The 24,936-nt window shown below is 70.4% G+C and carries 14 protein-coding genes; 7 read left to right on the top strand and 7 right to left on the bottom strand.

From position 1 onward, the window contains the following. Positions 1-4 precede the first annotated feature (4 nt). Genes ACFWBQ_RS19460 through ACFWBQ_RS19445 form a run of 4 tightly spaced genes read right to left on the bottom strand, consistent with a single transcriptional unit; the run spans position 5 to position 3,659 of the window. A complete protein-coding gene (locus ACFWBQ_RS19460; RefSeq protein ID WP_385490228.1) occupies positions 5-658 on the bottom strand; it encodes a response regulator in 654 nt (217 codons plus the stop codon). Between the two features lie 22 nt (positions 659-680). Beyond that, positions 681-1,922, bottom strand: coding sequence for a sensor histidine kinase (locus ACFWBQ_RS19455; protein WP_385490225.1), 1,242 nt, complete (start codon positions 1,920-1,922; stop codon positions 681-683). Between the two features lie 55 nt (positions 1,923-1,977). Next, a complete protein-coding gene (locus ACFWBQ_RS19450) occupies positions 1,978-2,754 on the bottom strand; it encodes an ABC transporter permease (RefSeq protein ID WP_385490222.1) in 777 nt (258 codons plus the stop codon). Continuing rightward, positions 2,751-3,659, bottom strand: a complete 909-nt coding sequence (locus ACFWBQ_RS19445) for an ABC transporter ATP-binding protein (protein WP_385490220.1) — start codon at positions 3,657-3,659, stop codon at positions 2,751-2,753. The genes ACFWBQ_RS19450 and ACFWBQ_RS19445 overlap by 4 nt, the downstream gene beginning before the upstream one ends. A gap of 153 nt (positions 3,660-3,812) precedes the next feature. On the opposite strand from ACFWBQ_RS19445, the gene ACFWBQ_RS19440 reads away from it, so the two are divergent. From ACFWBQ_RS19440 to ACFWBQ_RS19430, 3 genes are all read left to right on the top strand, one after another. Beyond that, complete coding sequence (locus tag ACFWBQ_RS19440; RefSeq protein ID WP_385490218.1) at positions 3,813-5,618, top strand: ABC transporter ATP-binding protein; 1,806 nt, start codon at positions 3,813-3,815, stop codon at positions 5,616-5,618. Further along, complete coding sequence (locus tag ACFWBQ_RS19435; protein WP_385490215.1) at positions 5,615-7,483, top strand: ABC transporter ATP-binding protein; 1,869 nt, start codon at positions 5,615-5,617, stop codon at positions 7,481-7,483. The genes ACFWBQ_RS19440 and ACFWBQ_RS19435 overlap by 4 nt, the downstream gene beginning before the upstream one ends. A 383-nt stretch (positions 7,484-7,866) precedes the next feature. Further along, entirely contained in the window at positions 7,867-9,900 is a 2,034-nt protein-coding gene (locus ACFWBQ_RS19430; RefSeq protein WP_385490213.1) for a M4 family metallopeptidase, read from the top strand. A gap of 115 nt (positions 9,901-10,015) precedes the next feature. On the opposite strand, the gene ACFWBQ_RS19425 is transcribed toward ACFWBQ_RS19430, so the two are convergent. The 3 genes from ACFWBQ_RS19425 to glgP form a co-directional block, all read right to left on the bottom strand. Beyond that, entirely contained in the window at positions 10,016-11,245 is a 1,230-nt protein-coding gene (locus ACFWBQ_RS19425) for an alginate lyase family protein (protein WP_385490210.1), read from the bottom strand. Between the two features lie 198 nt (positions 11,246-11,443). Next, on the bottom strand, positions 11,444-13,234 hold the full coding sequence (locus ACFWBQ_RS19420) for a SpoIIE family protein phosphatase (RefSeq protein WP_385490207.1): 1,791 nt from the start codon (positions 13,232-13,234) through the stop codon (positions 11,444-11,446). A 256-nt stretch (positions 13,235-13,490) separates the two neighbouring features. Next, complete coding sequence (glgP, locus tag ACFWBQ_RS19415) at positions 13,491-16,181, bottom strand: alpha-glucan family phosphorylase (RefSeq protein WP_385490205.1); 2,691 nt, start codon at positions 16,179-16,181, stop codon at positions 13,491-13,493. Between the two features lie 710 nt (positions 16,182-16,891). Between glgP and ACFWBQ_RS19410 the strand changes: the two genes are divergently transcribed. The 4 genes from ACFWBQ_RS19410 to glgB all read left to right on the top strand — a co-directional run bounded on the left by ACFWBQ_RS19410 (position 16,892) and on the right by glgB (position 24,915). Further along, positions 16,892-19,012 carry an alpha-1,4-glucan--maltose-1-phosphate maltosyltransferase gene (locus tag ACFWBQ_RS19410; RefSeq protein WP_385490202.1) on the top strand — a complete coding sequence of 707 codons (2,121 nt, stop codon included), beginning with the start codon at positions 16,892-16,894 and terminating at the stop codon, positions 19,010-19,012. Beyond that, positions 19,009-20,715 (top strand): maltose alpha-D-glucosyltransferase, encoded by a 1,707-nt coding sequence (gene treS, locus ACFWBQ_RS19405; RefSeq protein WP_385490199.1) that lies wholly within the window; start codon positions 19,009-19,011, stop codon positions 20,713-20,715. The genes ACFWBQ_RS19410 and treS overlap by 4 nt, the downstream gene beginning before the upstream one ends. A 229-nt stretch (positions 20,716-20,944) precedes the next feature. After that, positions 20,945-22,390, top strand: a complete 1,446-nt coding sequence (locus ACFWBQ_RS19400) for a maltokinase (protein WP_385490197.1) — start codon at positions 20,945-20,947, stop codon at positions 22,388-22,390. Positions 22,391-22,440: 50 nt separating this feature from the next. After that, entirely contained in the window at positions 22,441-24,915 is a 2,475-nt protein-coding gene (gene glgB / locus ACFWBQ_RS19395) for a 1,4-alpha-glucan branching enzyme (RefSeq protein ID WP_385490194.1), read from the top strand. Positions 24,916-24,936: the final 21 nt, after the last annotated feature.

Here is a 24,936-nt window from a genome sequence, read left to right as displayed (position 1 = left end):
CGGTTCAGCCGAGGATGCCCCGCTCGTAGGCGACGGCGACGGCCGCGGCGCGGTCCTTGGCACCCAGTTTGGCGAAGACATGGGTGAGGTGGGTCTTCACGGTCGCCTCGCTGATGAAGAGCTCGGCCGCGATCTCGCGGTTCGACGTCCCCTTGGCGACGAGGCCCAGCACCTCGCGTTCGCGGGTGGACAAGGACTCGTGGCCGGGGGCCGGAGTGCGCACCCGCGAGATCAGCCGGGACGCGACGGCCGGCGAGAGCACGGTGCGGCCGTCGGCAGCGGCACGGACGGCGGTGAAGAGATCGTCGCGGGGCGCGTCCTTGAGCAGATAGCCGGTCGCGCCCGCCTCGATCGCCGGCAGGGTGTCGGAGTCGGTGTCGTACGTGGTCAGGACGAGCACCTTGGACCGGGCACCGAGCCGGGTCAGTTCGGCGATGGCAGCCACTCCCCCGCCGCCCGGCATCCGCAGGTCCATGAGCACGACGTCGGGGTCCAGCCGGACGGCCAGCGCGACGGCCGCGACACCGTCGGCCGCCTCGCCGAGTACCTCGAATCCGGGGGCCGGGGCGAACATGCCGCGCAGACCGTCCCGTACGACGGGGTGGTCGTCGACGACGAGAAGGGTGATGACGCGCGCGGTTCCCGGGGCCTCGGTCATGGTCGCTCCAGGCTACGTCCCGTCAGGTGCGCCGGACCAGGGGCACCCGGGCGGAGACGGCCGTGCCCAGTCCGGGTTCCGTCTCGATCTCGACCGTGCCCGCGATCCGTTCGGCGCGGGCCCGCATCCCGCCGAGGCCGAAGCCGCCCGTGCCGCTGTGCGGGGGCAGGAGGAGGGGGTCGAAGCCGCAGCCGTCGTCGCGTACGTCCAGAGTGATCTCGTCGCCCATGTAGGAGAGCGTGACGCCCGCCCGGGTCGCACCGGCGTGCCGGGCGGCGTTGGCGAGGGCCTCCTCCGCGATGCGGAGCAGCGTGGCGCCGACCTCGTCGTGAAGCGGCTCGACGGTTCCGGTGACCGTGAACTCCGCGCGTACGCCGGTGCGTTCCGTCCAACCGCTGACCGTCTTCTTCAGCGCTCCCGGCAGGTCGTCGTCCTCCAGAGCGGCGGGCACCAGGTTGTGCACCGAGCGGCGTGCCTCGCCCAGACCGTGCCGGGCGAGTCCCGCCGCACGGTCGAGGTGCTCGCGGGCCAGGGTGGGGTCGGCGGTGGAGGTGACGGCCTGGAGCTGGGCGATGATGCCGGCCAGACCCTGCGCGAGGGTGTCGTGGATCTCGGCGGCCAGCCGGCGCCGCTCGTCGGCGATCCCGGCCTCCCGCGCCTGGAGCAGGAGTTGGGCGTGCAAGGTCGCGTTCTCGGCGAGGGCCTGTTCCAGCCGGGTGTTGGCACATTCCAGCTCGGTGATGGTCTCCTTCTGTCGCCGGGCCTTCTCCTCCTCGTGGGCACCGATGTTGCCGAAGAGGAGGGCGACGGAGGAGTGCAGTACGAAGAGCGCGCCGAAGGCCACCCAGTTGGTGAGGGAGGCCGGCGGCAGACCGCTGCCGGACTGCGCTCCGGCCATCGTGACGGCGGTGCTCATCAGCCCGAGGCGTACGAAGCGCCTCGGCAGCAGTGCGCCGACGTCGAAGTAGCCGACGGTGGCGTAGATGGAGAAGAAGGGGTTGCACCAGCAGAGCGCGAAGCCCAGCACGGTCCGCAGAACGTAGTAGACCTGGGCGGCCCGGTCGTGCGAGGGCAGCTGCCGGATCCGGCCCCACCACACCTGGAGGGCAACGGCCGCCGAGACCAGGGCCGCCGCCGCGTACATGTCTGTCCTGGACATTCCGACAGGCCCGGCGGACAGGGCGGACATCAGGACGGCGACGCCCAGGAGCGTGTACGGGCCGTACCGGTAGAACCGCTCCGCCGTCGTGCCGTCGCCCTTCATCGGTGCCTCCGCCGCCTCGTCCGGGACCCAGTCTCGCCCTACGTCACGCCCCGCGTCACTCCCAGCGGAAGAGCCTGGTCGAGGCCGTACCCAGCGCCGCGGTCCACACCACCATGACGCCGAGGTGCACCGATCCGGGCCAGTTCCCCGAGGCCGCCTGGTCCAGTGCCTGGGAGGCGGCACCGAACGGGGTGAACTCGACGATCGTGCGCAGCAGGTCCGGCATGGTCTGGACGGGCACCCAGACGCCTGCTGTGAACATCATCGTGAGGTAGGCCACCGAACCGACGGCGGTCGCGACCTTGGACGTCCGGGACAGTGCGCAGATGGTCCCGCCGAGGGCGAGGACGCAGGCGACCGCCAGCAGGAGGGCCAGCAGGTAGCCGAGCGCCTGCCCCGGCAGCCGCACGCCGAAGGCGACCCTCCCGACGGCGATGACCAGTACCGCGGAGCCCAGCGAGGCCGCACCGTGCAGCACGATCTGTGCGGTGAGCAGGGCCGATGGACGTACCGGTGTCGCCGACATCCGGCGCAGGATGCCGCGTTCGCGGTATCCGGTGAGAACCGGTGGCATGGCCTGCAGACCGGCCATGATCATGGCGAGCAGCACGGCCACCGGTACGTAGAGGTCGATGACGCTGCGGCCGCCGAGGGCTTCGTCGGCCTCCCGGAAGGACGGGATCAGACCGAGGATCGTCATCAGGGCGGTCGGGAAGCCCAGGATCCAGAACAGGCTGCCGGGTTCGCGCAGGAAGAGCCGGGTCTCCGTCCTGAGGACGGCAGCGAGCGGGGCCGGGCGGGGCCCGGCGGTCGTGGTGGCGGTCGTGGTCATGAGGCCTGTTCCGTGAGGTCGAGGAAGACGTCGTCCAGGCCGGCCTCGGCGACGCGCAGCTGACGGGCGGTGATGTGGTGGCGGGCCAGGAGCGTGATCACGGCGTTGGCGGTGTCGTCCGTACCGTGGATGACCACCCGGCCGCCGGGATCGGTCACGTCGACGCGGACGGCACCCGGCAGCGTCCCGAGTTCGGCGTACGCGATCGGCTCCGAGGGGGTGAAGGAGATGGCGGTCGATCCCGCCGCCCCGCCGATCAGCCCGCCGGGGGTATCGAGCGCGACCACACGGCCCTTGTCGATCACCGCGACCCGGTCGCAGAGCCTCTGGGCCTCCTCCATGAAGTGGGTGACCAGCAGGACGGTCACCCCGCTGTCCCGGATCTCCTCGATGAGCCGCCAGGCGTCCCTGCGGGCCCTGGGGTCGAGGCCGGTGGTCAGTTCGTCGAGCACGACCACCCGCGGATTGCCGATGAGCGCGAGGGCGATGAACAGCCGCTGCTTCCGGCCGCCGGACAGCTTGGCGAAGCGGCGGTCGAGGTGGCTGTCCAGCCCGAGCCGTTCGGCGAGCGACCGCCAGTCGGCGGGCCGCGGATAGAAGGCGCTGTACAGCTCGAGCGCCTCGCGTACGGTCAGCTTGGGCTGCAGCTCGCTCTCCTGTAGTTGGGCGCCGAGCAGGAGCGTCACCTTTTCGCGGTCGGCGACAGGATCGAGTCCGCCGACGCGGACCGTGCCTTCGTCGGGGATCCGTAGCCCCTCGACGCATTCGACGGTGGTGGTCTTGCCCGCGCCGTTGGGGCCGAGGATCCCGAAGATCTCCCCCTCGGCCACGGAGAAGCTCACCCCGTCGACCGCGGGGCGGCCGGCGTAGGCCTTGCGTACCCCGTTCACTTCGATGACTGGCATGCGGTCAAGGATTCCGGCGGGCAGCGGGCCGCGGTATCCGCCGTCCCGCTCGGACCGGCATCAGCCGATCGGTTGATACGGCCTGCGACCCGGTGCGGAGCGACCGGAAAACCGGATGAGCGATGTCAGTGGTGAACCATAAGCTCGCTCCTGATGCCCGAAAAACCTGCAGAGCCCACGGACCGGTCCGCCGTGCGCTCCCTCATGCGTCTGTGGCCCTATGTCCGACCCGTGCGAATGCGCTGGCTCAGTGCTGCCTTGGTGGCGGTTCTGGCCTCCTGTCTCGGCCTGGTGATCCCCCTCGTCCTGAAGTGGATGGTGGACGGTCCCGTCGCGGACCGGGATCCGGGCGGAGTGTGGCTGGGCGCGCTCTATCTGCTGCTGCTGGGGATCGCCGAGGCCGGGCTCTTCGGGCTCCGGCGGTGGCTCGTGGCGCGGCCGCTGGCGGGGGTCGAGGCGTCGATGCGCGCCGATCTCTACCGGCATCTGCAACGGCTTCCGGTGGCCTTCCACGACCGCTGGCCCTCGGGGCAGCTGCTCTCGCGCGGGACCACGGATCTGATGCTGATGCGGATGTTCCTGGCTTTCCCGCTGACGTTCCTGCTGGTCAACGCCACCACGATCCTGGTCGGTTTCGTCATCCTGTTCGCACAGGACTGGTCGCTCGGGCTGGTGCTCCTGGCGCCCGCGGTGCCTCTGGTGGTCCTGTGCTCGGTCTTCGAGACGAAGTACGCGGTGGTGGCCCGCTCGGCGCAGGACCAGGTCGGTGATCTGACGACGGTCGTCGAGGAGAGCGTGCTGGGCATCCGCATCATCAAAGGCTTCGGCCGGAACCGTAGCCAGGCACAGGCGTTCCGTGCGCTCGCGCAGCGGCTGCGGGGTACGGAGCTGGGCAAGGCCCGGCTGCTCGCGGGGATCTGGGCGCTCATCACCGCCATTCCCGAGCTGGCGATCGGTGCCGCACTGGTGCTCGGCACGATCCAGGTGGCCGACGGCGAGCTGTCGGCCGGGACGCTGGTCGCGTTCCTGTCGACGGCGCTCGCACTGCGCTGGCCGGTCGAGTCGATCGGCTTTCTGCTGGCGATGAGCCAGGAGTCGGCGACGGCCGCCGACCGCTACTTCGAGGTCATGGACGTGGCGGAGGAGCTGGACGCGGGCGCCGCGGATACGGCGGCCGGGCCGGCCGGTGCGGGCATCGTCTTCGAGGGGGTCGAGTTCCGCTATCCGGACGCCGAGCCCGGCTCCGTGCCCGTCCTGGCCCGGATCGACCTGCGGATCCGTCCCGGCGAGACGATGGCCCTGGTGGGGGCCACCGGTTCCGGGAAGACGACGCTCACGGCGCTCGTCCCGCGGCTGCACGAGGTCTCCGGCGGGCGGATCCTGCTGGACGGTGAGGACATCGCCGAAATGGACCGGCCCAGGCTGCGCGAGCTGGTGTCGGTGGCGTTCGAGGAGCCGACACTGTTCTCGGCGACCGTCGGGGAGAACGTTCTGATGGGCGCGGACGGTGCCGGCGAGGAGGGGCTGAGCAGGGCGCTCTCGGTGGCGCAGGCCGACTTCGTGTACGACCTGCCGCAGGGTGTGGACACCCAGGTCGGGGAGCAGGGACTGAGCCTCTCCGGCGGCCAGCGCCAGCGCCTCGCGCTGGCCCGTGCGGTGGTCGGCGAGCCCCGGTTCCTCGTGCTCGACGACCCGCTCTCCGCCCTGGATGTGCACACGGAGGCGCTGGTGGAGGCGGCGCTGCGGCGCGTGCTCGAGGACACGACGGCCGTCGTGGTCGCCCACCGGCCGTCCACCGTGATGCTGGCCGACCGGGTGGCCCTGCTGTCCGAGGGCCGGATCACCGCCGTCGGGACCCATCAGGAACTTCTGCGCACCAATGGCGAGTACGCCTGGCTGATGTCCGGGGCCGAGAACGACGCCCGTGCGCTTTCTGCCGAGGAGGGCAGCACCCGATGACCAGTGCCACCACCGACGGATCCGCCCTCGCCGACGAGGACCTGTCCGGGACGAAGCCGCAACAGCCGGGCCCCGGGGATGCCTTCGACCACGACGCCCTTCCCGCGCCGCCCGGTTCGACCTGGGCTCTGCTGACCTCACTGCTCGGCCCGCTGCGCGCCCGGGTGGTCGTGGCGTCCCTCCTGCTGCTGGTCCAGCAGGCCGCGGTGCAGGCGGGGCCGCTGCTGGTCGCGTACGCCATCGACAGCGGCGTGCCCGCGTTCCGGGACCATGACTACGGGCCGCTGCTCGCCGTAGGGGTGGGGTACGGCGTGTGCTCGGTCGGTGCGGGAGTGCTGCAGTACGCGTTCATCCGGGTCGCCGCGCGGATCAACCAGGACGTGCTGCTCGATCTGCGCGGCCGGATCTTCCGCCATGCGCAGGCGCTCAGCGTGGACTTCCACGAGCGCTACACCTCCGGCCGGCTGATCTCGCGCTCGACCACGGATGTGGAGTCCCTGCGGGAACTGCTGAGCGAGGGACTGCAGGAACTCATCGGTGTGGTCCTGTCGTTCGTTTCGATCTCGCTGTTGCTGCTGTGGCTGGATCTCGGTATCGGCGCGATCGCGGTGGCCTCCTTCGTGCCCCTGTATCTGCTGGTGCGGGGGTACCGGAGCCGGGCGTCCCAGGCCTATTCGGCGCGCTCCTCGGCCATCGCCGCGGTCATCGTGAAGTTCGCGGAGACGATGAACGGGATCCGTCCCGTGCAGGCCTTCCGCAGGGAGCGGGGCAACGACGCGGACTTCGCGGTGCTCAACCGCCGCCATGAGCGGCGGAACGGGGACGCGCTGCTGGAGATGGCCCGCTATGTCGTCGGTTCCCGGCTGGTCGCCAACACGGCGGTGGCCGCGATGGTGCTGTGGGGTGCGTACCGGGTGGCGTCGGGGACGCTGGCGCTCGGGGTGCTGGCCGCGGCGGTGCTGTATCTGCGGCGGCTGTACGACCCGATCGACCGGCTCGCGATGTTCCTCAACTCCTACCAGTCGGCCGCTGCTTCGCTGGAGAAGATCGCGGGTCTGCTGGCGCAGACGCCCACCGTTCCCGAGCCGGCCGCACCGAAGGAACTGCCCTCCCCGGCCGGTGAGCACCCGGGCCGTGAGGTGACGTTCGACGGGGTGCGGTTCGCCTACCGGACAGGTGGCGAGGTCCTGCCCCGCTTCGGCCTGACGATCCCGGCGGGCCAGACCGTGGCAGTGGTCGGTTCGACGGGTGCGGGCAAGTCGACGCTCGCCAAGCTGCTGGCGCGTTTCTACGATCCGACCGAGGGCCGGGTCCTGCTGGACGGCACCGATCTGCGCGATCTGGCGACGCCGGAGCTGCGGCGGGGTGTGGTGATGGTGACCCAGGAGGCGTTCCTGTTCTCCGGGACGATCGCCGAGAACATCGCGATCGGCCGTCCGGACGCGACGCCCGAGGAGATCGAGCACGCGGCCAAGGCCATCGGGGCGCACGACTTCATCAGCGGCCTGCCCGACGGCTACGCCACGGACGTACGCAAGCGGGGCGGCCGGATCTCGGCCGGCCAGCGTCAACTGGTGGCGTTCGCCCGTGCGTTGCTGGCGGACCCCGCCGTACTGATCCTCGACGAGGCGACGAGCTCGCTCGACATCCCCGGCGAGCGGGCGGTACAGCGCGCCATGGACACCGTGCTGCACGGCCGCACTGCGGTGGTCATCGCGCACCGCCTGTCGACCGTGGAGATCGCGGACCGGGTCCTGGTGATGGAGCACGGCCGGATCGTGGAGGACGGGACTCCCGCCGAACTCATCGGCACCGACGGCAGGTTCGCGGGGCTGCACCGCGCCTGGCGGGAGAGCCTGGCCTGACGACGTACCGACGGGTAGGCGCGCGGCCATCCAGGGACGGCGCAGAACTGGCCACAGTTCCGCGCCGTCTCAGCACGTGGTCATCGTCCGTTTGCCGCTTCGTTGTTCGAACATCATGAATTCGAACGAAATCTCAACTCACCCTGCGAATTCTGGCCCCGGGCGGTTCCGGAACCCGCTCCACGGCGCCTGGATGACACACGGCGAAACGTCCGCTTAACGAACATGACCATTCCGCCAACGGACGAATTTCGGCCAATGTGTTGACGCGGTCCTGACATACACCCCTTTCTGCTGGGACTCTTCCCCCGTTCTGCGCACCGCCTGCTCTGCCCGGCCGGCTCACCCAGCCGCCCGTCACCCCCCTCGCAGAAGGAGTCCGCGTGAGATCCAGATCCAGCCGTCGCGCCACCGCGACCGGCGCTCTCATAGCCGCAGCAGCCCTCCTCGCCGTCGGAGTACAGACCGGCGCGGCCACCGCCGCTCCCGACGGCACCGCCGCCTCGGCCGCCGCCGCCAAGGGCGCCGACCCGGGTTCGCTGCCCGCGAAGCTCTCCCCCGCCCAGCGTGCCGAACTCCTCCGCGAGGCCAACTCCACCAAGGCGGCCACCGCCCAGGAGCTCGGTCTCGGCGCCACGGAGAAGCTCGTCGTCCGCGATGTCGTCCAGGATGTCGACGGCACCACGCACACCCGCTACGAGCGCACCCTCGACGGCCTCCCCGTCCTCGGCGGCGACCTGGTCGTGGCCGAGACGAAGGCCGGGAAGACCGAGGGCGTCACCAAGGCGTCCAAGGCCACCAGCGCCCAGCTGAAGGCGGTCGGCACCACGGCCGACATCGCACCCGCCGCCGCCCAGAAGCAGGCCCTGACCGCGGCGAAGGCCGAGGGCTCGCAGAAGGCCGAGGCCGACAAGGCCCCGCGCAAGGTGGTCTGGACGGCGAACGGCACGCCGCAGCTCGCGTACGAGACCGTCGTCGGCGGCCTCCAGCACGACGGCACCCCGAGCGAGCTGCACGTCGTCACCGACGCCTCCTCCGGCGCCAAGCTCTACGAGTGGCAGGCCATCGAGACCGGCACCGGCAACACCCAGTACAGCGGCCAGGTGACGCTCGGCACCTCGGGCTCGTACAACCTCACCGACACGACCCGCGGCAGCCACAAGACGTACAACCTGAACCACGGTACGTCGGGCACCGGAACTCTCTTCTCCGGCACCGACGACATCTGGGGCAACGGCAGTCCGTCGAACGCCGAGACCGCGGGCGCCGACGCCCACTACGGCGCGGCCGAGACGTGGGACTACTACAAGAACATCCACGGCCGCACCGGCATCCGGGGTGACGGGGTCGGCGCGTACTCCCGCGTCCACTACGGCAACAACTACGTCAACGCCTTCTGGTCCGACAGCTGCTTCTGCATGACCTACGGGGACGGCAGCGGCAACTCCGCGCCCCTGACCTCCCTCGACGTGGCCGCCCACGAGATGACGCACGGCGTCACCTCCAACACCGCCGGCCTCAACTACAGCGGCGAGTCCGGCGGCCTCAACGAGGCGACCAGCGACATCTTCGCCGCCGCCGTCGAGTTCTACTCCAACACCGCGCAGGACCCCGGCGACTACTTCGTCGGCGAGAAGATCGACATCAACGGCGACGGCACCCCGCTGCGCTACATGGACAAGCCGAGCAGGGACGGTGCGTCGAAGGACTCGTGGTACTCGGGCATCGGCTCGGTCGACGTCCACTACTCCTCCGGCCCGGCGAACCACTGGTTCTACCTGCTCTCCGAGGGCAGCGGCGCCAAGACCGTCAACGGGGTCTCGTACGACTCCCCGACCTCCGACGGCCTCCCGGTGACGGGCATCGGCCGCGACAAGGCCGCGCAGATCTGGTTCAAGGCGCTCACCACCAAGTTCACCTCGACGACCAACTACGCGGCCGCCCGCACCGGCACCCTCGCCGTGGCCGGTGAGCTGTACGGCACGACGAGCGCCGAGTACACGGCGGTCGCCCATGCCTGGGCCGGCATCAACGTGGGATCGCGCCCCGGCGGCGGCGACCCCGACCCGGGCGGCACGGTCTTCCAGAACACGACCGTCAAGGCCCTCGCCGACCGGAGCACCACCAGCATCCCCGTCGCCGTCACAGGCATCACGGGCAATGCGCCGAGCGACCTCTCGGTCGCGGTCAACATCACCCACACCTACCGCGGCGACCTCGTCCTCGACCTGGTCGCCCCGGACGGTACGGCCTACCGGCTGAAGAACTCCTCCTCGAGCGACTCCGCGGACAACGTGGTGGCGACCTACACGGTCAACGCCTCGTCCGAGGTGGCGAACGGCACGTGGAATCTGAAGATCCAGGACGCCTACTCGGGCGACACCGGGACGTTCAACAGCGTCAAGCTGACCTTCTGACCCGGTGAGCAGGCACCTGCTGCGGCAGAACGGGAGCAACTGACGTACCCAGGACGGCCCGGGAGAGCATCGCGCCTCTCCCGGGCCGTCGCGTGCGTCGGTTGCGCGTGCTGCCTCAGCTGGGGTTGTCGGCGTGGGTCAGGGTCTCCCAGGCCACGAACAGGTTGTTCGACGCGGCGGGCCGCTGCCGCTCGGTGAGGGTCTGGGTGTTCGTCATCGCGTAACCCATGCGGTTGTGCAGGGCGTTGAAGCCGACCTCGGTGACGGGGCCGAGATTGTCCTTGAGCGAGCCGCCGCACAGCGAGGACGGAACCGCCGTACCCAGCTGGTACTTGGCGTGCAGACCGAGCGCGTGACGCAGCCGGTCGGCGACCTCGGGATAGAGGTCCTGGCCCTGGATGCGGCTGGTCTCGGCGATGTGGGAGATGGCGGAGAGCCCGTAGCCGGTGTGGGTGAGGTCGCGGCAGGTCTCCTGGGAGAGCCCGTCCATGAAGGTCGACTGCCCCTGCCAGTACGCGATGATCTCGTCCCGCGTGTCGAGACCGCTGCCGGGTGCGGCCTTCGGCAGCGAGCCGTCGGCGGTCACATAGATGTACGCGGGGACGCGCCCGCGGAACTTCGAGACGGCCTTGTCGTACGCGGCGCGGTCCTCCAGGAAGACCGCGATACCGATGGCGGCCTCGGTCATGGACAGTTCCCAGTTGCCGTTGCTGTGCGAGCCGTTGGTGACCTCGGGCAGGTACACGTTGCGCAGCATCGTGCCGAAGCGGCCGGAGTTCGGCCAGCTGCTGTAGGTGTACTTGATGATCTCGGCGGCACGCGGCCAGGAGGAGCCGGCCCAGCCGGTCTGCAGGGGTGCGTTGCTGTTGGTGTGGTCCGTGATCACGTTCGACCAGGCGTCCATGATCTGGATCGCCTTCTGTGCGTAGCGGCTGTCCTGGCTGATGTACCAGGCCAGCGAGAGGGTGTACGCGGCGATCGCGTCCTCGCGCTCGTCGGTACAGCCGTAGTTGGGGTTGGAGTACGACCCGCACTCGACGACGGAACGGGGCTTCGCGGTCCGGGTGAGCGAGGCGTACTTACTGGCCAGCATCTGGTCGTACGCCCCCTTCCAGGGCTGGGCGCCCGCCTGGACCTTCGCGCGTACGAAGTCGAGCTGGGGGCGGCTGACCAGGACGCCGGGGTGGGTGAAGGCGGCCGGCGCTGCCGTATTCACGGTCCGGTCGGGGGCCGCTTCGGCGGGACCCGGCCGGCCGGCCATGGCCGGGGACATGAAGGCGGTGGTGATCAGTGCGGCCAGGGCGGCGACGAGGCCGATGACGCGAGCGATGGTGCCGGTACGCATGTGGGGGTGCCTTCCGGTGGGAGGTGTTCCACCAACTCGATTCACATCCATGAACAGTGAGCCGAGTTGTGAACTCTGCGATGAGTGAGGAACGTAAAGCCATCTCATGGACACGTCAAGGCTTTGCGTTCAGGAAACGAACGGCGCAGGACGGCGCAGGAGGTGCCGCAGGAGAAGGCGCCGCAGCAGCTGACGCCCTTAGCGGGGGAGGTTCTGCTCCGCCCAGACGACCTTGCCGGTCGCCGTGCGGCACGAACCCCACCTGCGGCACAGCAGGTTGATGAGTTGCAGCCCGCGGCCACCCTCGTCGCTCACATCGGCGTGCTGGATCTGCGGCAGGTCGGGACCCGTGTCCGAGACCTCCACCCGGAGCCGCTCGTCGCACAGCAGTCGCAGCTTGCCGGGGCCGCCGCCGTACCGCAGGGCGTTGCCGACCAGCTCGCTGACGACCAGTTCGGTGACGTCCGCGAGCTCGGTGAGGCCCCACTGCGACAGCTGCTCGGTGACCAGCTTCCGGGCGGTGGAGGCGGGGTTGCCGTCGGTGGGCAGGTCCCACACCTGCAACCTGACGTCCTCGGACAGCTCATGGCCCCCGGCGACCAGCAGCACCGCCTCGTCGAAGCGGCCGTCGGCCGCCCGCAGCGAGGTGAGCAGGCTGCCGTCGTCGAGCTGCTCGGGCGCCATCGCGGCGACCGCAGCGCGCAACCCCTCCAGCTGGGTGTCCACATCGTCGACGCGGGTCTTGATCAGGCCATCGGTGTAGAGCACCAGCCGGCCGCCCACCGGCCCGCGCAGCCGCAGCGGGTCGTACGGGATGACCCCGGCGCCCAGAGGCGCGCCGACCGGCACGTCCAGAAAGCGGGGAACACCGTCCGCGCCCACCAGCAGCGGCGGCGGATGGCCCGCACTCGCGATGGTGTAACTGGAGTCCGCCGGGTCGTAGACCGCGCACAGACAGGTGGCGACCTGGTCGTCCTCCAGGTCGCGGGTGGCCAGATCCAGCCGGGCGAGCACCCGGTCGGGCTCGATGTCCAGCGTCATGAGCGTACGGGCGACGGTGCGCAGCCGCCCCATCGTGACCGCCGCGGGCAGACCGTGGCCGGTCACGTCGCCGACGACCAGCGCCGTACGCCCGCTGGGCAGCGCCACCACGTCGTACCAGTCGCCACCCACACCGTGCGCGTCGAAGGCGGGCGCGTACTGCGCATGCACCCTCAGCCCGGGGGTGTGCGGGGTGGCGCGCGGAAGCAGGCTGCGCTGGAGCGAGAGGACATGCTCGCGCTCGCGTCCGTAGAGCCGGGCGTTGTCCATGAAGACCGCGGCCATGGCGGCGAGCTGTCCCGCCAGCTCCACATCGGCCCGGTTGAAGGGCGGGCTGGAACCGGCGCGTACGAAGTCGGCGGAGCCGAGCAGTACACCGCGGGCGATCAGCGGCACCGCCATGTAGCTGTGGACGCCCTGGCGCCGCATCGCCACAGCGGCACTGGCCGTCGGCGCGACGCGCTCGTAGTCCTCATGGGTCATCCGGCTGACCAGTACCGACTGGCGGTTGCGCAGACAGTGGACGGTCAGCAGGGTCTCGCGGTACTGCCGGCGGTCGACCACCTTGCCGACCGGGGCGGGTTCAAGTCCTGACAGCGTCTCGACGGCCTTGACCGCCATGGCCCGGGTGACCGGCACACCCGAGCCGGTGACGCGCTCGCCCTCCTCGCCGAGGAGTACGGACTCCAGGAGGTCGACCGCCGCGCCGTCGGCCAGCCGGGGGACGCTGAATTCGGCCAGCTCCTGCGCCGTCCGTTCCAGGTCGAGGGAGGTGCCGATCCGGGTGCTTGCCGCATGCAGCCAGCGCAACCGGGCGGCTGTGGTGAAACGGTCGCCGCGCAGCGCGCCGACAGTGCTCGCGGGGCGGACGTGCAGCCTCCGGGAGGCGATGCCCTGCGCGGCCAGCCGACGGCTCAGGCGTCTCGCTCGGCTTTCGCCGCCGTTCACCGTGCTGACCTCCAGTCGCGTCCGGGGACGCCTCGATGTCTCGACGGTGACTCCGGAGCCACTCCAGCATCTGCCGACGCTGTCATGTTAGTCAGATCGCGGTGATTTCACCCCTGCCGGTGCCATGGCCATCTCCCGGCGGACCAAGGGGCGAGCGGCCCGCCCGAGCCGGGCGAAGGGCGCAGGCGCCGGACCGGGCGGGAGCAGCAGGGCCCGGCACCGCACGGGTGCCGGGCCCACCGGACATGACGGGCTGTCAGCGAAGCAGTACGCCGCCCCCGTCCTCGCCCGTCGCCGCGTTCGGCACCGCGACCAGTCCGAGCTCCGCACCCGAGGCGAGCAGGGGGTGCGAGGGCAGGACGCGCACGGTGTAGCCGTACGGCCCCGTACGGTCGAGCGCGAGCGGACCCTCGTACAGCCAGCGGTTCTCCAGATCGTGGCCGCCCGCCGGCTTCAGCGGAAACGTCTGGGCCTCCGCGATCGCATCGCCGGAGTCGACCCGCCCGGCGACCACCTGCACCTCCACGTCGTCCGGCTCCAGACCGCCCAGTGCGATCCGGACCCGGAGCGCCAGGGTCGACCCCAGCTCCGCCGAGCCACCGACGACGGTGTCGGCCGAGGCCTCCACATGGTCGACGGCCACCTGCGGCCAGGCGGCGTGGATCCTGGCCTTCCATTCGGCGAGCTGCCGGGCCGCGGCGGGATTCAGTGCCCTGCGCGCCTGGGCGGCCGGGGCGTACAGCCGCTCCACATACTCACGCACCATGCGTCCCGCGAGAACCTTGGGCCCCAGCGTGACCAGGGTGCGCCGGACCATCTCGATCCACCGCTCGGGCAGGTCCTCGGCGTTGCGGTCGTAGAAGCGGGGGGCGACCCTCTCCTCGATCAGCGAGTAGAGGGCGTTGGCCTCCAGCTCGTCGCGCCGCTCCTCGTTCGTGGCGGAACCGTCGGCGGTGGGGATCGCCCAGCCGAAGTCCGGCTCGAACCACTCGTCCCACCAGCCGTCGCGCACGGAGAGGTTGAGGCAGCCGTTGAGCGCGGCCTTCATCCCGCTGGTGCCGCACGCCTCCAGCGGGCGCAGCGGGTTGTTGAGCCAGACGTCGCAGCCCGGGTAGAGCTTCTGCGCCATGCCCATGCCGTAGTCCGGCAGGAAGACGATGCGATGGCGCACCTTCGGATCGTCCGAGAACCGCACCAGCTCCTGGACCAGCCGCTTCCCGCCGTCGTCCGCGGGGTGAGCCTTGCCCGCGACGACGATCTGGATCGGGTGCGTCGGGTGGAGCAGCAGCTCCCGCAGCCGGTCGCGGTCGTGCAGCATGAGCGTGAGGCGCTTGTACGAGGGCACCCGTCGGGCGAAGCCGATCGTCAGCACGTCCGGATCGAGGACGTCGTCGATCCAGCCCAGCTCGGCCGTGCCCGCGCCGCGCCTGCGCCAGGAGGCGTAGAGGCGCTTGCGCACCTCGGTCACGAGCTGCTCGCGCAGCCCGCGGCGCAGGTCCCAGATCTCCCGGTCCGGGACGCTGGTCACGGCGTCCCAGCGTCTGGGGGTGCCGGCCCGGCCGCCTTCGGCGCTGCCGACGCCGACGCCCTCGCCGACCTCGGCACCCGCGAGCGCGTTCTCCGCGCGTTCGGAGCCGAATTTCCTGGCACCGAGGCGCAGGACCTCGGGTGCGACCCAGGTCGGCGCGTGCACCCCGTTGGTCACCGAGGTGATCGGCACCTCGGCGGGGTCGAATCCCGGCCAGAGTCCGGAGAACATCTCCCTGCTGACGGCCCCGTGCAGGGTGGATACGCCGTTGGCCCGCTGGGCGAGCCGCAGCCCCATCACCGCCATGTTGAAGAGACCCGGCTCGCCGCCTGTGTAGGTCTCCATACCGAGTCGGAGAATTCGCTCCACCCCGACGCCGGGCAGCTCACCGTCGTCACCGAAGTGCCGGGCAACGAGCTGGCGTTCGAATCGGTCTATCCCGGCGGGCACCGGGGTGTGCGTGGTGAAGACCGTCCCGGACCGCACCACCTCCAGGGCGGCGTCGAAGTCGAGGCCCGTCTCGGAGAGTTCACGGATCCGTTCGAGGCCGAGGAATCCGGCGTGCCCCTCGTTGGTGTGGAACACCTCGGGGGCGGCGTGACCGGTCAGCCGGCAGTAGGTCCGCACGGCGCGCACCCCGCCGATGCCGAGCAGCATCTCCTGCAGGAGGCGGTGGTCGCTGCCGCCGCCGTACAGCCGGTCGGTGACATCGCGCTCGCCCGGTGCGTTCTCCTCCACGTCGGAGTCGAGCAGCAGCAGGGGGACCCGGCCGACCTGGGCCTGCCAGATCGAGGCGTACAGGGAGCGCCCGCCGGGAAGGGCGAGCACCACCCGGCTGGGGGTACCGTCCGCCTCCCGTACGAGGGTGAGCGGCAGTTCGTTGGGGTCGAGGACGGGATAGTGCTCCTGCTGCCAGCCGTCCCGGGACAGGCTCTGGCGGAAGTAGCCGTGCCGGTAGAGCAGCCCGACTCCGATGAGCGGGACACCCAGGTCGCTGGCGGCCTTGAGATGGTCCCCGGCCAGGATGCCGAGCCCGCCCGAGTACTGGGGCAGGGCCGCGGTGACCCCGAATTCGGGTGAGAAGTAGGCGACGGCGGCGGGGAGCTCCGCGCCCTGGGAGAGCTGGTTCTGGTACCACCTCGGGCCGCCGAGGTACTCCCGGAGGTCCTCGGACACCTCGGTGAGCCGACGCAGGAAGTGCTGGTCCCCGGCCAGCTCGGCGAGGCGTCCGGCGGACACGGCGCCCAGCAGGCGCACAGGGTCGGCGTCTGCGGGCCGCCAGCCCTCCGGGTCGGCGGCCTGGAAGAGATTCTGGGTCTCGGTGTGCCAGGACCAGCGCAGGTTGCGGGCGAGGTCGCTGAGCGGTTGCAGGGGTTCGGGGAGGACGGGACGCACGGTGAATCGACGAATGGCCTTCACGTATCCCACCTTTACAGGGGACGTACGGATCCGAGGGGACGCACCACGGTGTACGCCCTCTCCGTCACCCTCGACGGTAGCGGCGCACCGCCGTACGCAACCACGGCGCACGACCGGCTCAGTGGGTCCGGGGCCGTCGACACGCCCGCCCCCGGCCCGGCAGTTGCACCGTGCGCGCCCTCCCCCGACCCCTCGGGAGCCACGCCCGTCCCCTGGGTCCCGACCGTCCCATCTGCCCCGGTGGCCGCGTGGGCCAGATGCGCACACATCCGTCACGGGCGATATGGCTGATTTCCCCTCGTCGCGCGACCTTGTGGCGCTTCGCACCACAGGGAAAGCTGCGGTGGTGCGTCCACGCGACGGCCGGGGACCGGCGCGCGGCGCACAGCGCGTGCACCGAGTGCACCCAGGAGTTAACACGCCGTCGGGTTGGCCGCCCGAAGACGGTGGGAAGGCTTCCCCGGTACTCAGCCCGACCACGGCTCGCGCAGCACGTCCCAGGTGCCCCGATCCGAGCACGAACCCCCCGCGCACCTGCCATTCGAGTGCCATTCGAGTGAACGCGGACAGGAGCGGCCATGCACACAGCCCGCCAGCCGACAACTGAGCAGCTACAAAGGACGCAACCCCACCATCGCGGCGCGCGCGGTCAGCCCTTCACGCCCACGCCGCGCTCCGTGCATGCCGAGCTCCAGCCCCCAGGTGATTCCATGATCGGTCGCATTCCCGTCCAGGACGTCCGTCCTCTCGTCGACTGCGGCAGAAGGCCGGCCAAAGCCGTCGCAGGTGAGACCTTCCAGGTCAGCGCCACCGTCTTCCGTGAAGGCCATGACGCGGTGGCCGCCAACGTCGTCCTTGCCGATCCGAGCGGACGGCCCGGCCCCTGGACGCCGATGCGCGAGCTCGCTCCGGGCACTGACCGCTGGGGCGCCGATGTCACCCCGGCTGCCGAGGGTCACTGGACCTACACCGTCGAGGCGTGGAGCGACCCGGTCACCACCTGGCGCGGACATGCGCAGATCAAGATTCCGGCCGGTATCGACACCGCGCTGGTCCTCGCTGAAGGGGCCGAGCTGTACGAACGGGCCGCCGCCGGCGTACCGAAACGGGACGGGCGCGAGGCGGTGCTGGCCGCCGTCGACGCCCTGCGCGACACGAACCGGCCGGTGGCCTCCCGGCTCGCCGCCGCGCTCACCCCCGAGGTGAACGAGGCGCTCGGCCGTCACCCCCTGCGTGAGCTGGTCACCACCTCCCGCCCCCTGCCCCTGACCGTCGAGCGCCGACGCGCCCTGTACGGCTCCTGGTACGAGCTGTTCCCGCGCTCCGAGGGCGCGAGGCCGGAGCCGGCCGCCCCCTCGAAGCCCGCACGGAAACCGCGAGCCACGAAGGCCACCAGGGCCGCCGCGGGCTCGGCGGTCCCTGCGGCCTCCGCGGCGTCGAAGAGGAGCGCGGCAGTGAAGGCGGAGCTCCCTCCGCCGCCCCCCAGGATCATCAGCGGCACCTTCCGTACCGCCGCAGAGCGGCTTCCGGCCGTCGCCGCCATGGGGTTCGACGTCGTCTACCTTCCCCCGATCCACCCCATCGGCACCACCCACCGCAAGGGCCCCAACAACAGCCTCTCCCCCGGCGTCGGGGACCCGGGTGTGCCGTGGGCGATCGGTTCGGCGGAGGGTGGCCACGACACCGTCCACCCGGACCTCGGCACGCTCGACGACTTCGACCACTTCGTGGAGACGGCCCGCACCCTGCGGATGGAGATCGCGCTGGACTTCGCGCTCCAGTGCTCCCCGGACCACCCCTGGGTGACGGAACACCCCGAGTGGTTCCACCACCGGCACGACGGGTCCATCGCCTATGCCGAGAACCCGCCGAAGAAGTACCAGGACATCTATCCGATCGCCTTCGACAAGGATCTGCGCGGCATCGTCGCGGAGACCGTCCGCATCCTGCGCTTCTGGATGGATCACGGCGTACGGATCTTCCGCGTGGACAATCCGCACACCAAACCGGTGATCTTCTGGCAGAAGGTGATCACCGACATCAACCGCACCGACCCCGATGTGATCTTCCTGGCCGAGGCCTTCACCCGCCCCGCGATGATGCGCACGCTGGCCGCGGTCGGCTTCCAGCAGTCGTACACGTACTTCACCTGGCGTAACTCCAAGCAGGAACTCACCGACTACGTCCAGGAGCTTTCGGGCGACAGTTCCTCGTACATGCGGCCCAACTTCTTCGTGAACACCCCCGACATTCTTCCCGGTTACCTCCAGGACGGCGGCCGCCCGGCCTTCGAGGCGCGGGCCGTGCTCGCCGCCACGCTGTCCCCCTCCTGGGGCGTGTACGCGGGCTTCGAGCTGTGCGAGAACACCCCGGTGCATCCCGGGAGCGAGGAGTACCAGAACTCGGAGAAGTACCAACTCAAGGTCAGGGACTGGGAGTCGGCGGAACGTGAGGGCCGCTCACTGGCACCCCTGATCACCTCCCTCAACCGCATCCGGCGACGCCACCCGGCTCTCCAGCAACTGCGCGACGTCCACTTCCACTCCGTCGACAACGAGGCGCTGATCGCGTACAGCAAGCGCTCCGGCTCGAACACCGTTCTAGTGATCGTCAACCTCGACCCTCACCACACCCACGAGGCCACGGTCTCGTTGGACATGCCGCGCCTCGGCCTCGACCGGCACGAGAGCGTGCCGGTGCGCGACGAGCTCACCGGCGCCACCTATCACTGGGGCAGGTCCTTCTATGTGCGCCTGGAACCGGGTGTGACACCCGCGCACATCGTCGTCCTGCGACCGTCCCCGCCGACCGGAGGGTCACCCACGCCATGATCGTCAATGAGCCCGTCCACGACCTGTTCGAGGACACTCCCGCCAAGGACCGCGATCCCGACTGGTTCAAGCGCGCCGTCTTCTACGAGGTACTCGTCCGGTCCTTCCAGGACTCCAACGGCGACGGCGTGGGCGACCTCAAGGGTCTCACCGCCAAGCTGGACTATCTGCAGTGGCTCGGCGTCGACTGCCTCTGGCTGCCGCCGTTCTTCAAGTCCCCGCTGCGCGACGGCGGTTACGACGTCTCCGACTACACCGCCGTACTGCCGGAGTTCGGTGACCTCGCCGACTTCGTGGAGTTCGTCGACGCCTCGCACCAGCGCGGCATGCGCGTGATCATCGACTTCGTCATGAACCACACGAGCGACCAGCACGACTGGTTCCAGCAGTCCCGCACGGACCCGGACGGACCGTACGGCGACTACTACGTCTGGGCCGACGACGACAAGCAGTTCCCGGACGCGCGGATCATCTTCGTCGACACCGAGACGTCCAACTGGACCTTCGACCCGGTGCGCAAGCAGTACTACTGGCACCGGTTCTTCTCGCACCAGCCCGATCTCAACTACGACAACCCGGCCGTGCAGGAAGAGATCATCTCGGCGCTCCGCTTCTGGCTGGACCTCGGCATCGACGGCTTCCGCGTCGACGCGGTGCCGTACCTCTACCAGCGCGAGGGCACCAACTGCGAGAACCTCCCCGAGACCCACGACTTCCTCAAGCGGGTACGCAAGGAGATCGACGCCAACTACCCGGACACGGTGCTGCTGGCCGAGGCCAACCAGTGGCCCGAGGACGTCGTCGACTACTTCGGCGACTTCCCGGCCGGCGGCGACGAGTGCCACATGGCGTTCCACTTCCCGGTGATGCCGCGGATCTTCATGGCCGTACGGCGCGAGAGTCGCTATCCGGTCTCGGAAGTCCTGGCGAAGACCCCGGCCATCCCGTCCGGCTGCCAGTGGGGCATCTTCCTGCGCAACCACGACGAGCTCACGCTCGAGATGGTCACGGACGAAGAGCGCGACTACATGTACGCGGAGTACGCCAAGGATCCGCGGATGCGGGCCAACATCGGCATCCGCCGCCGCCTCGCGCCCCTCCTGGACAACGATCGCAACCAGATCGAGCTGTTCACGGCGCTGCTCCTGTCCCTGCCCGGCTCCCCGATCCTCTACTACGGGGACGAGATCGGGATGGGCGACAACATCTGGCTGGGCGACCGCGACGCCGTACGCACCCCGATGCAGTGGACGCCCGACCGCAACGCCGGATTCTCCTCGAGCGACCCGGGGCGGCTCTACCTCCCCACGATCATGGACCCGGTCTACGGCTACCAGGTCACCAATGTCGAGGCGGCGATGGCCTCGCCCTCGTCGCTGCTGCACTGGACGCGGCGGATGATCGAGATCCGCAAGCAGAATCCGGCCTTCGGCCTCGGCTCGTACAGCGAACTGCCGTCGTCGAATCCCGCCGTGCTCGCGTTCACCCGCGAGTACAAGGACGATCTCGTGCTGTGCGTCCACAACTTCTCGCGGTTCGCGCAGCCGACGGAGCTCGATCTGCGGGCGTTCAACGGGCGTCATCCGGTGGAGCTGATCGGCGGGGTGCGCTTCCCGGCCGTAGGTCAGTGGCCCTACCTGCTGACTCTCGCGGGTCACGGTTTCTACTGGTTCCGGCTGCGAAAGGAAGCTCCGGTCAGCTGACGGCGTCTCACTTTCCGGCGCCACCCGCGGGGCGGTTTCCGCCGCCCCGCACGGGGAACTCTCCCCACATATCGAGCTCTTCCGGGCTCCTCAGGGCCCTTCGGGCCCTTCTGTCGAGTCCGTACGGACCTTTCTTCACCCGACACGTCCCGCACAGCCGGACAGCCATTGCCGCAATCCGGGACACTCTTCGCATCCTGTGGTGTGCCCGGGGAAAGGACGCGATGCCATGTCGGAGGCTGCATCCACTCGAGTCGCCCTGGCCAAGAGCACTGCGAGAAACACCAAGAGAAGAACGAACGCGCGGACGACGTCGGCGGCCCTTCTCCCGTCGCTCGCCCCCCTGCTCCACGAATGGCTCCCCCGGCAGCGATGGTTCGCGGGCAAGGGCAGGCCGGTCACCGGCTTCTCCCTCGTGGCGGCGACCGAGATACTGCCGTTGGACGCCGCCGGCACGGGCCCCGGACTGCTGCATCTGCTCGTCCGGGCCCACCAGCCGGACACGGCCGCGCAGGCGCACGGCGACTGCTACCAACTCCTGCTCGGCGTACGCACCGCGCTGCCCACACGACTGGCCGCCGCCCGGATCGGCCAGGTCGCGGACGGTCCGCTGGCGGGCCGCACCCTGTACGAGGGGCTGCACGACCCGCGCGTCGCCGACCTCCTGCTGGAACGATTCCGCCGCCCCGGGTCCCTCGGTCTGCTCCGCTTCGACCGGGCGGCGCCGATCCCCTCGGGGCTCGCTCCCCGTTTCCTGGACACCGAGCAGTCCAACTCCTCGCTCGTCTACGGCGACGCCTACATCCTGAAGATCTTCCGCCGGGTCTTTCCCGGCACCAACCCCGATCTGGAGCTGCCGCTCGCCCTCAGCCGTGAGGGCTGCGGTCGGGTGCCGGCCCCGGTTGCCTGGTTCGAGGCGACGACGCCCGACGCGACCGCTGCGGAGCCGCTCACACTCGGTGTGCTGCAGCCGTTCCTGCGCGGTGCACAGGACGGCTGGCAGCTCGCCCTCTCCTCGCTCGGCGGGGGGCGCGACTTCGTGCCCGAGGCGCATGCGCTCGGCCGCGCCACGGCCGAGGTGCACACGGCGCTCGCCGCCGCGCTGCCCACACCGGCTCTCGCCCATGCGCAGACCAGGCACCTGGTGGCCGGGATGATCGAGCGGCTGGACGCCGCCGCACAGGCGGTCCCGGCACTCGCGCCCTACGTGCCGGGTCTGCGTACCGCCTTCGACGCCGTCACCGCGCTGGGGCACACGGGCCGCAGCTGGGCCGCGCAGCGGGTCCACGGTGATCTGCATCTGGGCCAGACCCTGCGCGGGCCCGACGGATTCTGGTCACTGATCGACTTCGAGGGCGAACCGGCCAGGCCGCTGCCCGAGCGCCGCAGCCCGCAGTCCCCGGTGCGCGACGTCGCGGGGATGCTCCGCTCCTTCGACTACGCAGCCCGCTCGCACCACCCGTGGAATCCGGAGTGGGCGGCCCGCTGCCGCGCCGCGTACTGCGAGGGCTACGCACGGGGCGCGGGAGCCGATCCGCGCAGCGAGCCGGAACTGCTGCGCGCCCATGAGACCGACAAGGCGGTGTACGAGGTGCTGTACGAGGCCCGGCACCGCCCCGACTGGCTGCCGGTCCCGATGGCCGCCATCCACCGCCTGGCCACGACGACCGCGTGAGCCCGGCACCCGCACCCCTCCCCTCCTCACTCTCCTAGGAGGCAGTCCCTGTGACCGCCCGCAAGCCGTCCCGCAAGTCGTCCGAGCCCATCGAGGTCCCGGCCGCTCCCCAGCCGGTCACCACCGAGATCACCACCGAGATCACCGCCCCTCAGCCGGTCGCGGCCGACCACAAGGCCCCGTCCGCCGCACCGGCCGAGCCCGCCTCAACGGCCGCCTCGGCCCGCTCGGCCACCTCGGCCCGCCCGGCCCCCGCCAAGCGCCCCCGGGCCAAACAGCCGGTGTCCGCCGGCAGTGCCGCCACCACCCCCGCCCCGCCCCGGCCCCGGCGCGGCGGCGGCAGCAAGGGCGTCCTGCCGGCGACGGCCCTCGACGACGGGGACCGCGCCCGGCTGCTCGCCGGTGAGCACTACGCCCCGCACGATCTGCTCGGCGCGCACCTGACCCGGGGCGGGGTGGAGTTCCGGGCACTGCGCCCGTTCGCGCGCTCCGTGTCCGTCCTGGCCAAGGGGCTGCGGGCGGAACTGCAGAGTGACGGTGACGGCTTCTTCTCGGGTGTGCTCCCCACACCGGCCGTCCCCGAGTACCGGCTGCTGGTCGCGTACGACGACAACGAGATCGAGGTGGAGGACCCGTACCGGTTCCTGCCCTCGCTCGGCGACCTCGATCTGCATCTGATCGGCGAGGGCCGTCACGAGGAGCTGTGGACGGCGCTGGGTTCGCAGCCGATGGAGCACCAGGGCGTCGCAGGCACCCGCTTCACGCTCTGGGCACCCAACGCACGCGGGGTCCGCGTCACGGGTGACTTCAACTTCTGGGACGGCACCGGCTTCCCGATGCGTTCGCTGGGCTCGACCGGCGTATGGGAGCTGTTCGTCCCGGCGGTCGGTGAGGGCACCCTGTACAAGTTCGACATCTGCCGTCCCGACGGTTCGCACACCCAGCGCGCCGACCCGATGGCCCGTTACGCCGAGGTGCCGCCCGCGAACGCCTCGGTGGTCACGGCCTCGCACCACGAGTGGCAGGACGCCGACTGGATGGCCCACCGCGGCGACCGCCCGGTGCACGAGGCCCCGTTCTCCGTCTACGAGGTTCATCTTTCCTCCTGGCGACCCGGCCTGACATACCGTCAGCTTGCCTCGCAGCTGCCCGCGTACGTCAGGGACCTCGGCTTCACGCATGTCGAGCTGATGCCGGTATCCGAGCACCCCTTCGGCGGCTCCTGGGGATACCAGGTCACCGGTTTCTACGCCCCCACCTCCCGTATGGGCGCCCCGGACGACTTCCGCTCCCTGGTCGACGCGCTGCACGCGGCGGGCATCGGCGTCCTCATGGACTGGGTGCCGGCGCACTTCCCCCGCGACGACTGGGCACTCGCCGAGTTCGACGGCCGCCCGCTGTACGAGCACTCCGACCCGAACCGGGCCGCGCACCCGGACTGGGGCACCCTGGAGTTCGACTACGGCCGCAAGGAGGTCCGCAACTTCCTGGTCGCCAACGCCACGTACTGGTGCGAGCAGTTCCACATCGACGGGCTGCGGGTCGATGCGGTGGCCTCGATGCTCTACCTCGACTACTCCCGCGAGGACGGCCAGTGGTCGCCGAACGAGCACGGGGGCCGGGAGAACCTGGACGCGGTCGCCTTCCTCCAGGAGATGAACGCGACGGTCTACCGGCGCAATCCCGGTGTCGTCACGATGGCGGAGGAGTCCACCGCCTGGGACGGCGTCACCCGCGCCACGGAACACGGCGGCCTGGGCTTCGGCCTGAAGTGGAACATGGGCTGGATGCACGACTCTCTCGTGTACATGTCCAAGGAGCCCGTCCACCGCAAGTACCACCACGACGAGATGACCTTCTCGATGGTGTACGCGTACAGCGAGAACTACGTGCTGCCGATCTCGCACGACGAGGTGGTGCACGGCAAGCAGGCCCTGGTCAGCAAGATGCCCGGTGACTGGTGGCAGCAGCGTGCCAACCACCGCGCCTATCTCGGCTTCATGTGGGCCCACCCGGGCAAGCAACTCCTCTTCATGGGACAGGAGTTCGCCCAGGGCGCCGAATGGTCCGAGGGCCATGGTCCCGACTGGTGGCTGCTCGACCCGACGTACGAGGCATCCGGCGACCACCGCGGCGTACGCACCCTGGTCACGGACCTGAACGCGGTGTACGGGGCGTTGCCCGCGCTGTGGCAGCGCGACACGGACCCGGAGGGCTTCGCCTGGATCGACGGCGGCGCGGCGGAGGACAACGCGTTCGCGTTCCTGCGCTACGACGCGGACGGGTCGCCGTTGCTCGCGGTCTCGCACTTCTCCCCGGTGGTACGGCACGACTACCGGCTGGGCGTACCGGATGGTCCGGAGGCCTGGGTGGAGATCCTGAACACGGACGCGGCGCGGTACGGCGGCAGCGACGTGCGCAACGAGGACCCGCTGAAGCCGGAGGCGGTGCCGGCCCACGGCAGGGGGACGAGCGTGACGCTGACGCTGCCGCCGCTGGCGACGGTGTGGTTCCGGCCGGCCTGACCGCCGCAACCACACGTGCGG

It is taken from the genome of Streptomyces sp. NPDC060035, from assembly GCF_042736635.1.
GTDB lineage: Bacteria > Actinomycetota > Actinomycetes > Streptomycetales > Streptomycetaceae > Streptomyces.
Note: the sequence above shows the minus strand (reverse complement) of the source record. Positions and strands in the feature narration are given on the sequence as shown.

Bases quoted from the DNA above. Each gene is read 5' to 3' on its own strand.
- ACFWBQ_RS19460 (WP_385490228.1), bottom strand. From the start codon at position 658: ATGACCGAGGCCCCGGGAACCGCGCGCGTCATCACCCTTCTCGTCGTC.
- ACFWBQ_RS19455 (WP_385490225.1), bottom strand. From the start codon at position 1,922: ATGAAGGGCGACGGCACGACGGCGGAGCGGTTCTACCGGTACGGCCCG.
- ACFWBQ_RS19450 (WP_385490222.1), bottom strand. From the start codon at position 2,754: ATGACCACGACCGCCACCACGACCGCCGGGCCCCGCCCGGCCCCGCTC.
- ACFWBQ_RS19445 (WP_385490220.1), bottom strand. From the start codon at position 3,659: ATGCCAGTCATCGAAGTGAACGGGGTACGCAAGGCCTACGCCGGCCGC.
- ACFWBQ_RS19440 (WP_385490218.1), top strand. From the start codon at position 3,813: ATGCCCGAAAAACCTGCAGAGCCCACGGACCGGTCCGCCGTGCGCTCC.
- ACFWBQ_RS19435 (WP_385490215.1), top strand. From the start codon at position 5,615: ATGACCAGTGCCACCACCGACGGATCCGCCCTCGCCGACGAGGACCTG.
- ACFWBQ_RS19425 (WP_385490210.1), bottom strand. From the start codon at position 11,245: ATGCGTACCGGCACCATCGCTCGCGTCATCGGCCTCGTCGCCGCCCTG.
- ACFWBQ_RS19410 (WP_385490202.1), top strand. From the start codon at position 16,892: ATGATCGGTCGCATTCCCGTCCAGGACGTCCGTCCTCTCGTCGACTGC.
- treS (WP_385490199.1), top strand. From the start codon at position 19,009: ATGATCGTCAATGAGCCCGTCCACGACCTGTTCGAGGACACTCCCGCC.
- ACFWBQ_RS19400 (WP_385490197.1), top strand. From the start codon at position 20,945: ATGTCGGAGGCTGCATCCACTCGAGTCGCCCTGGCCAAGAGCACTGCG.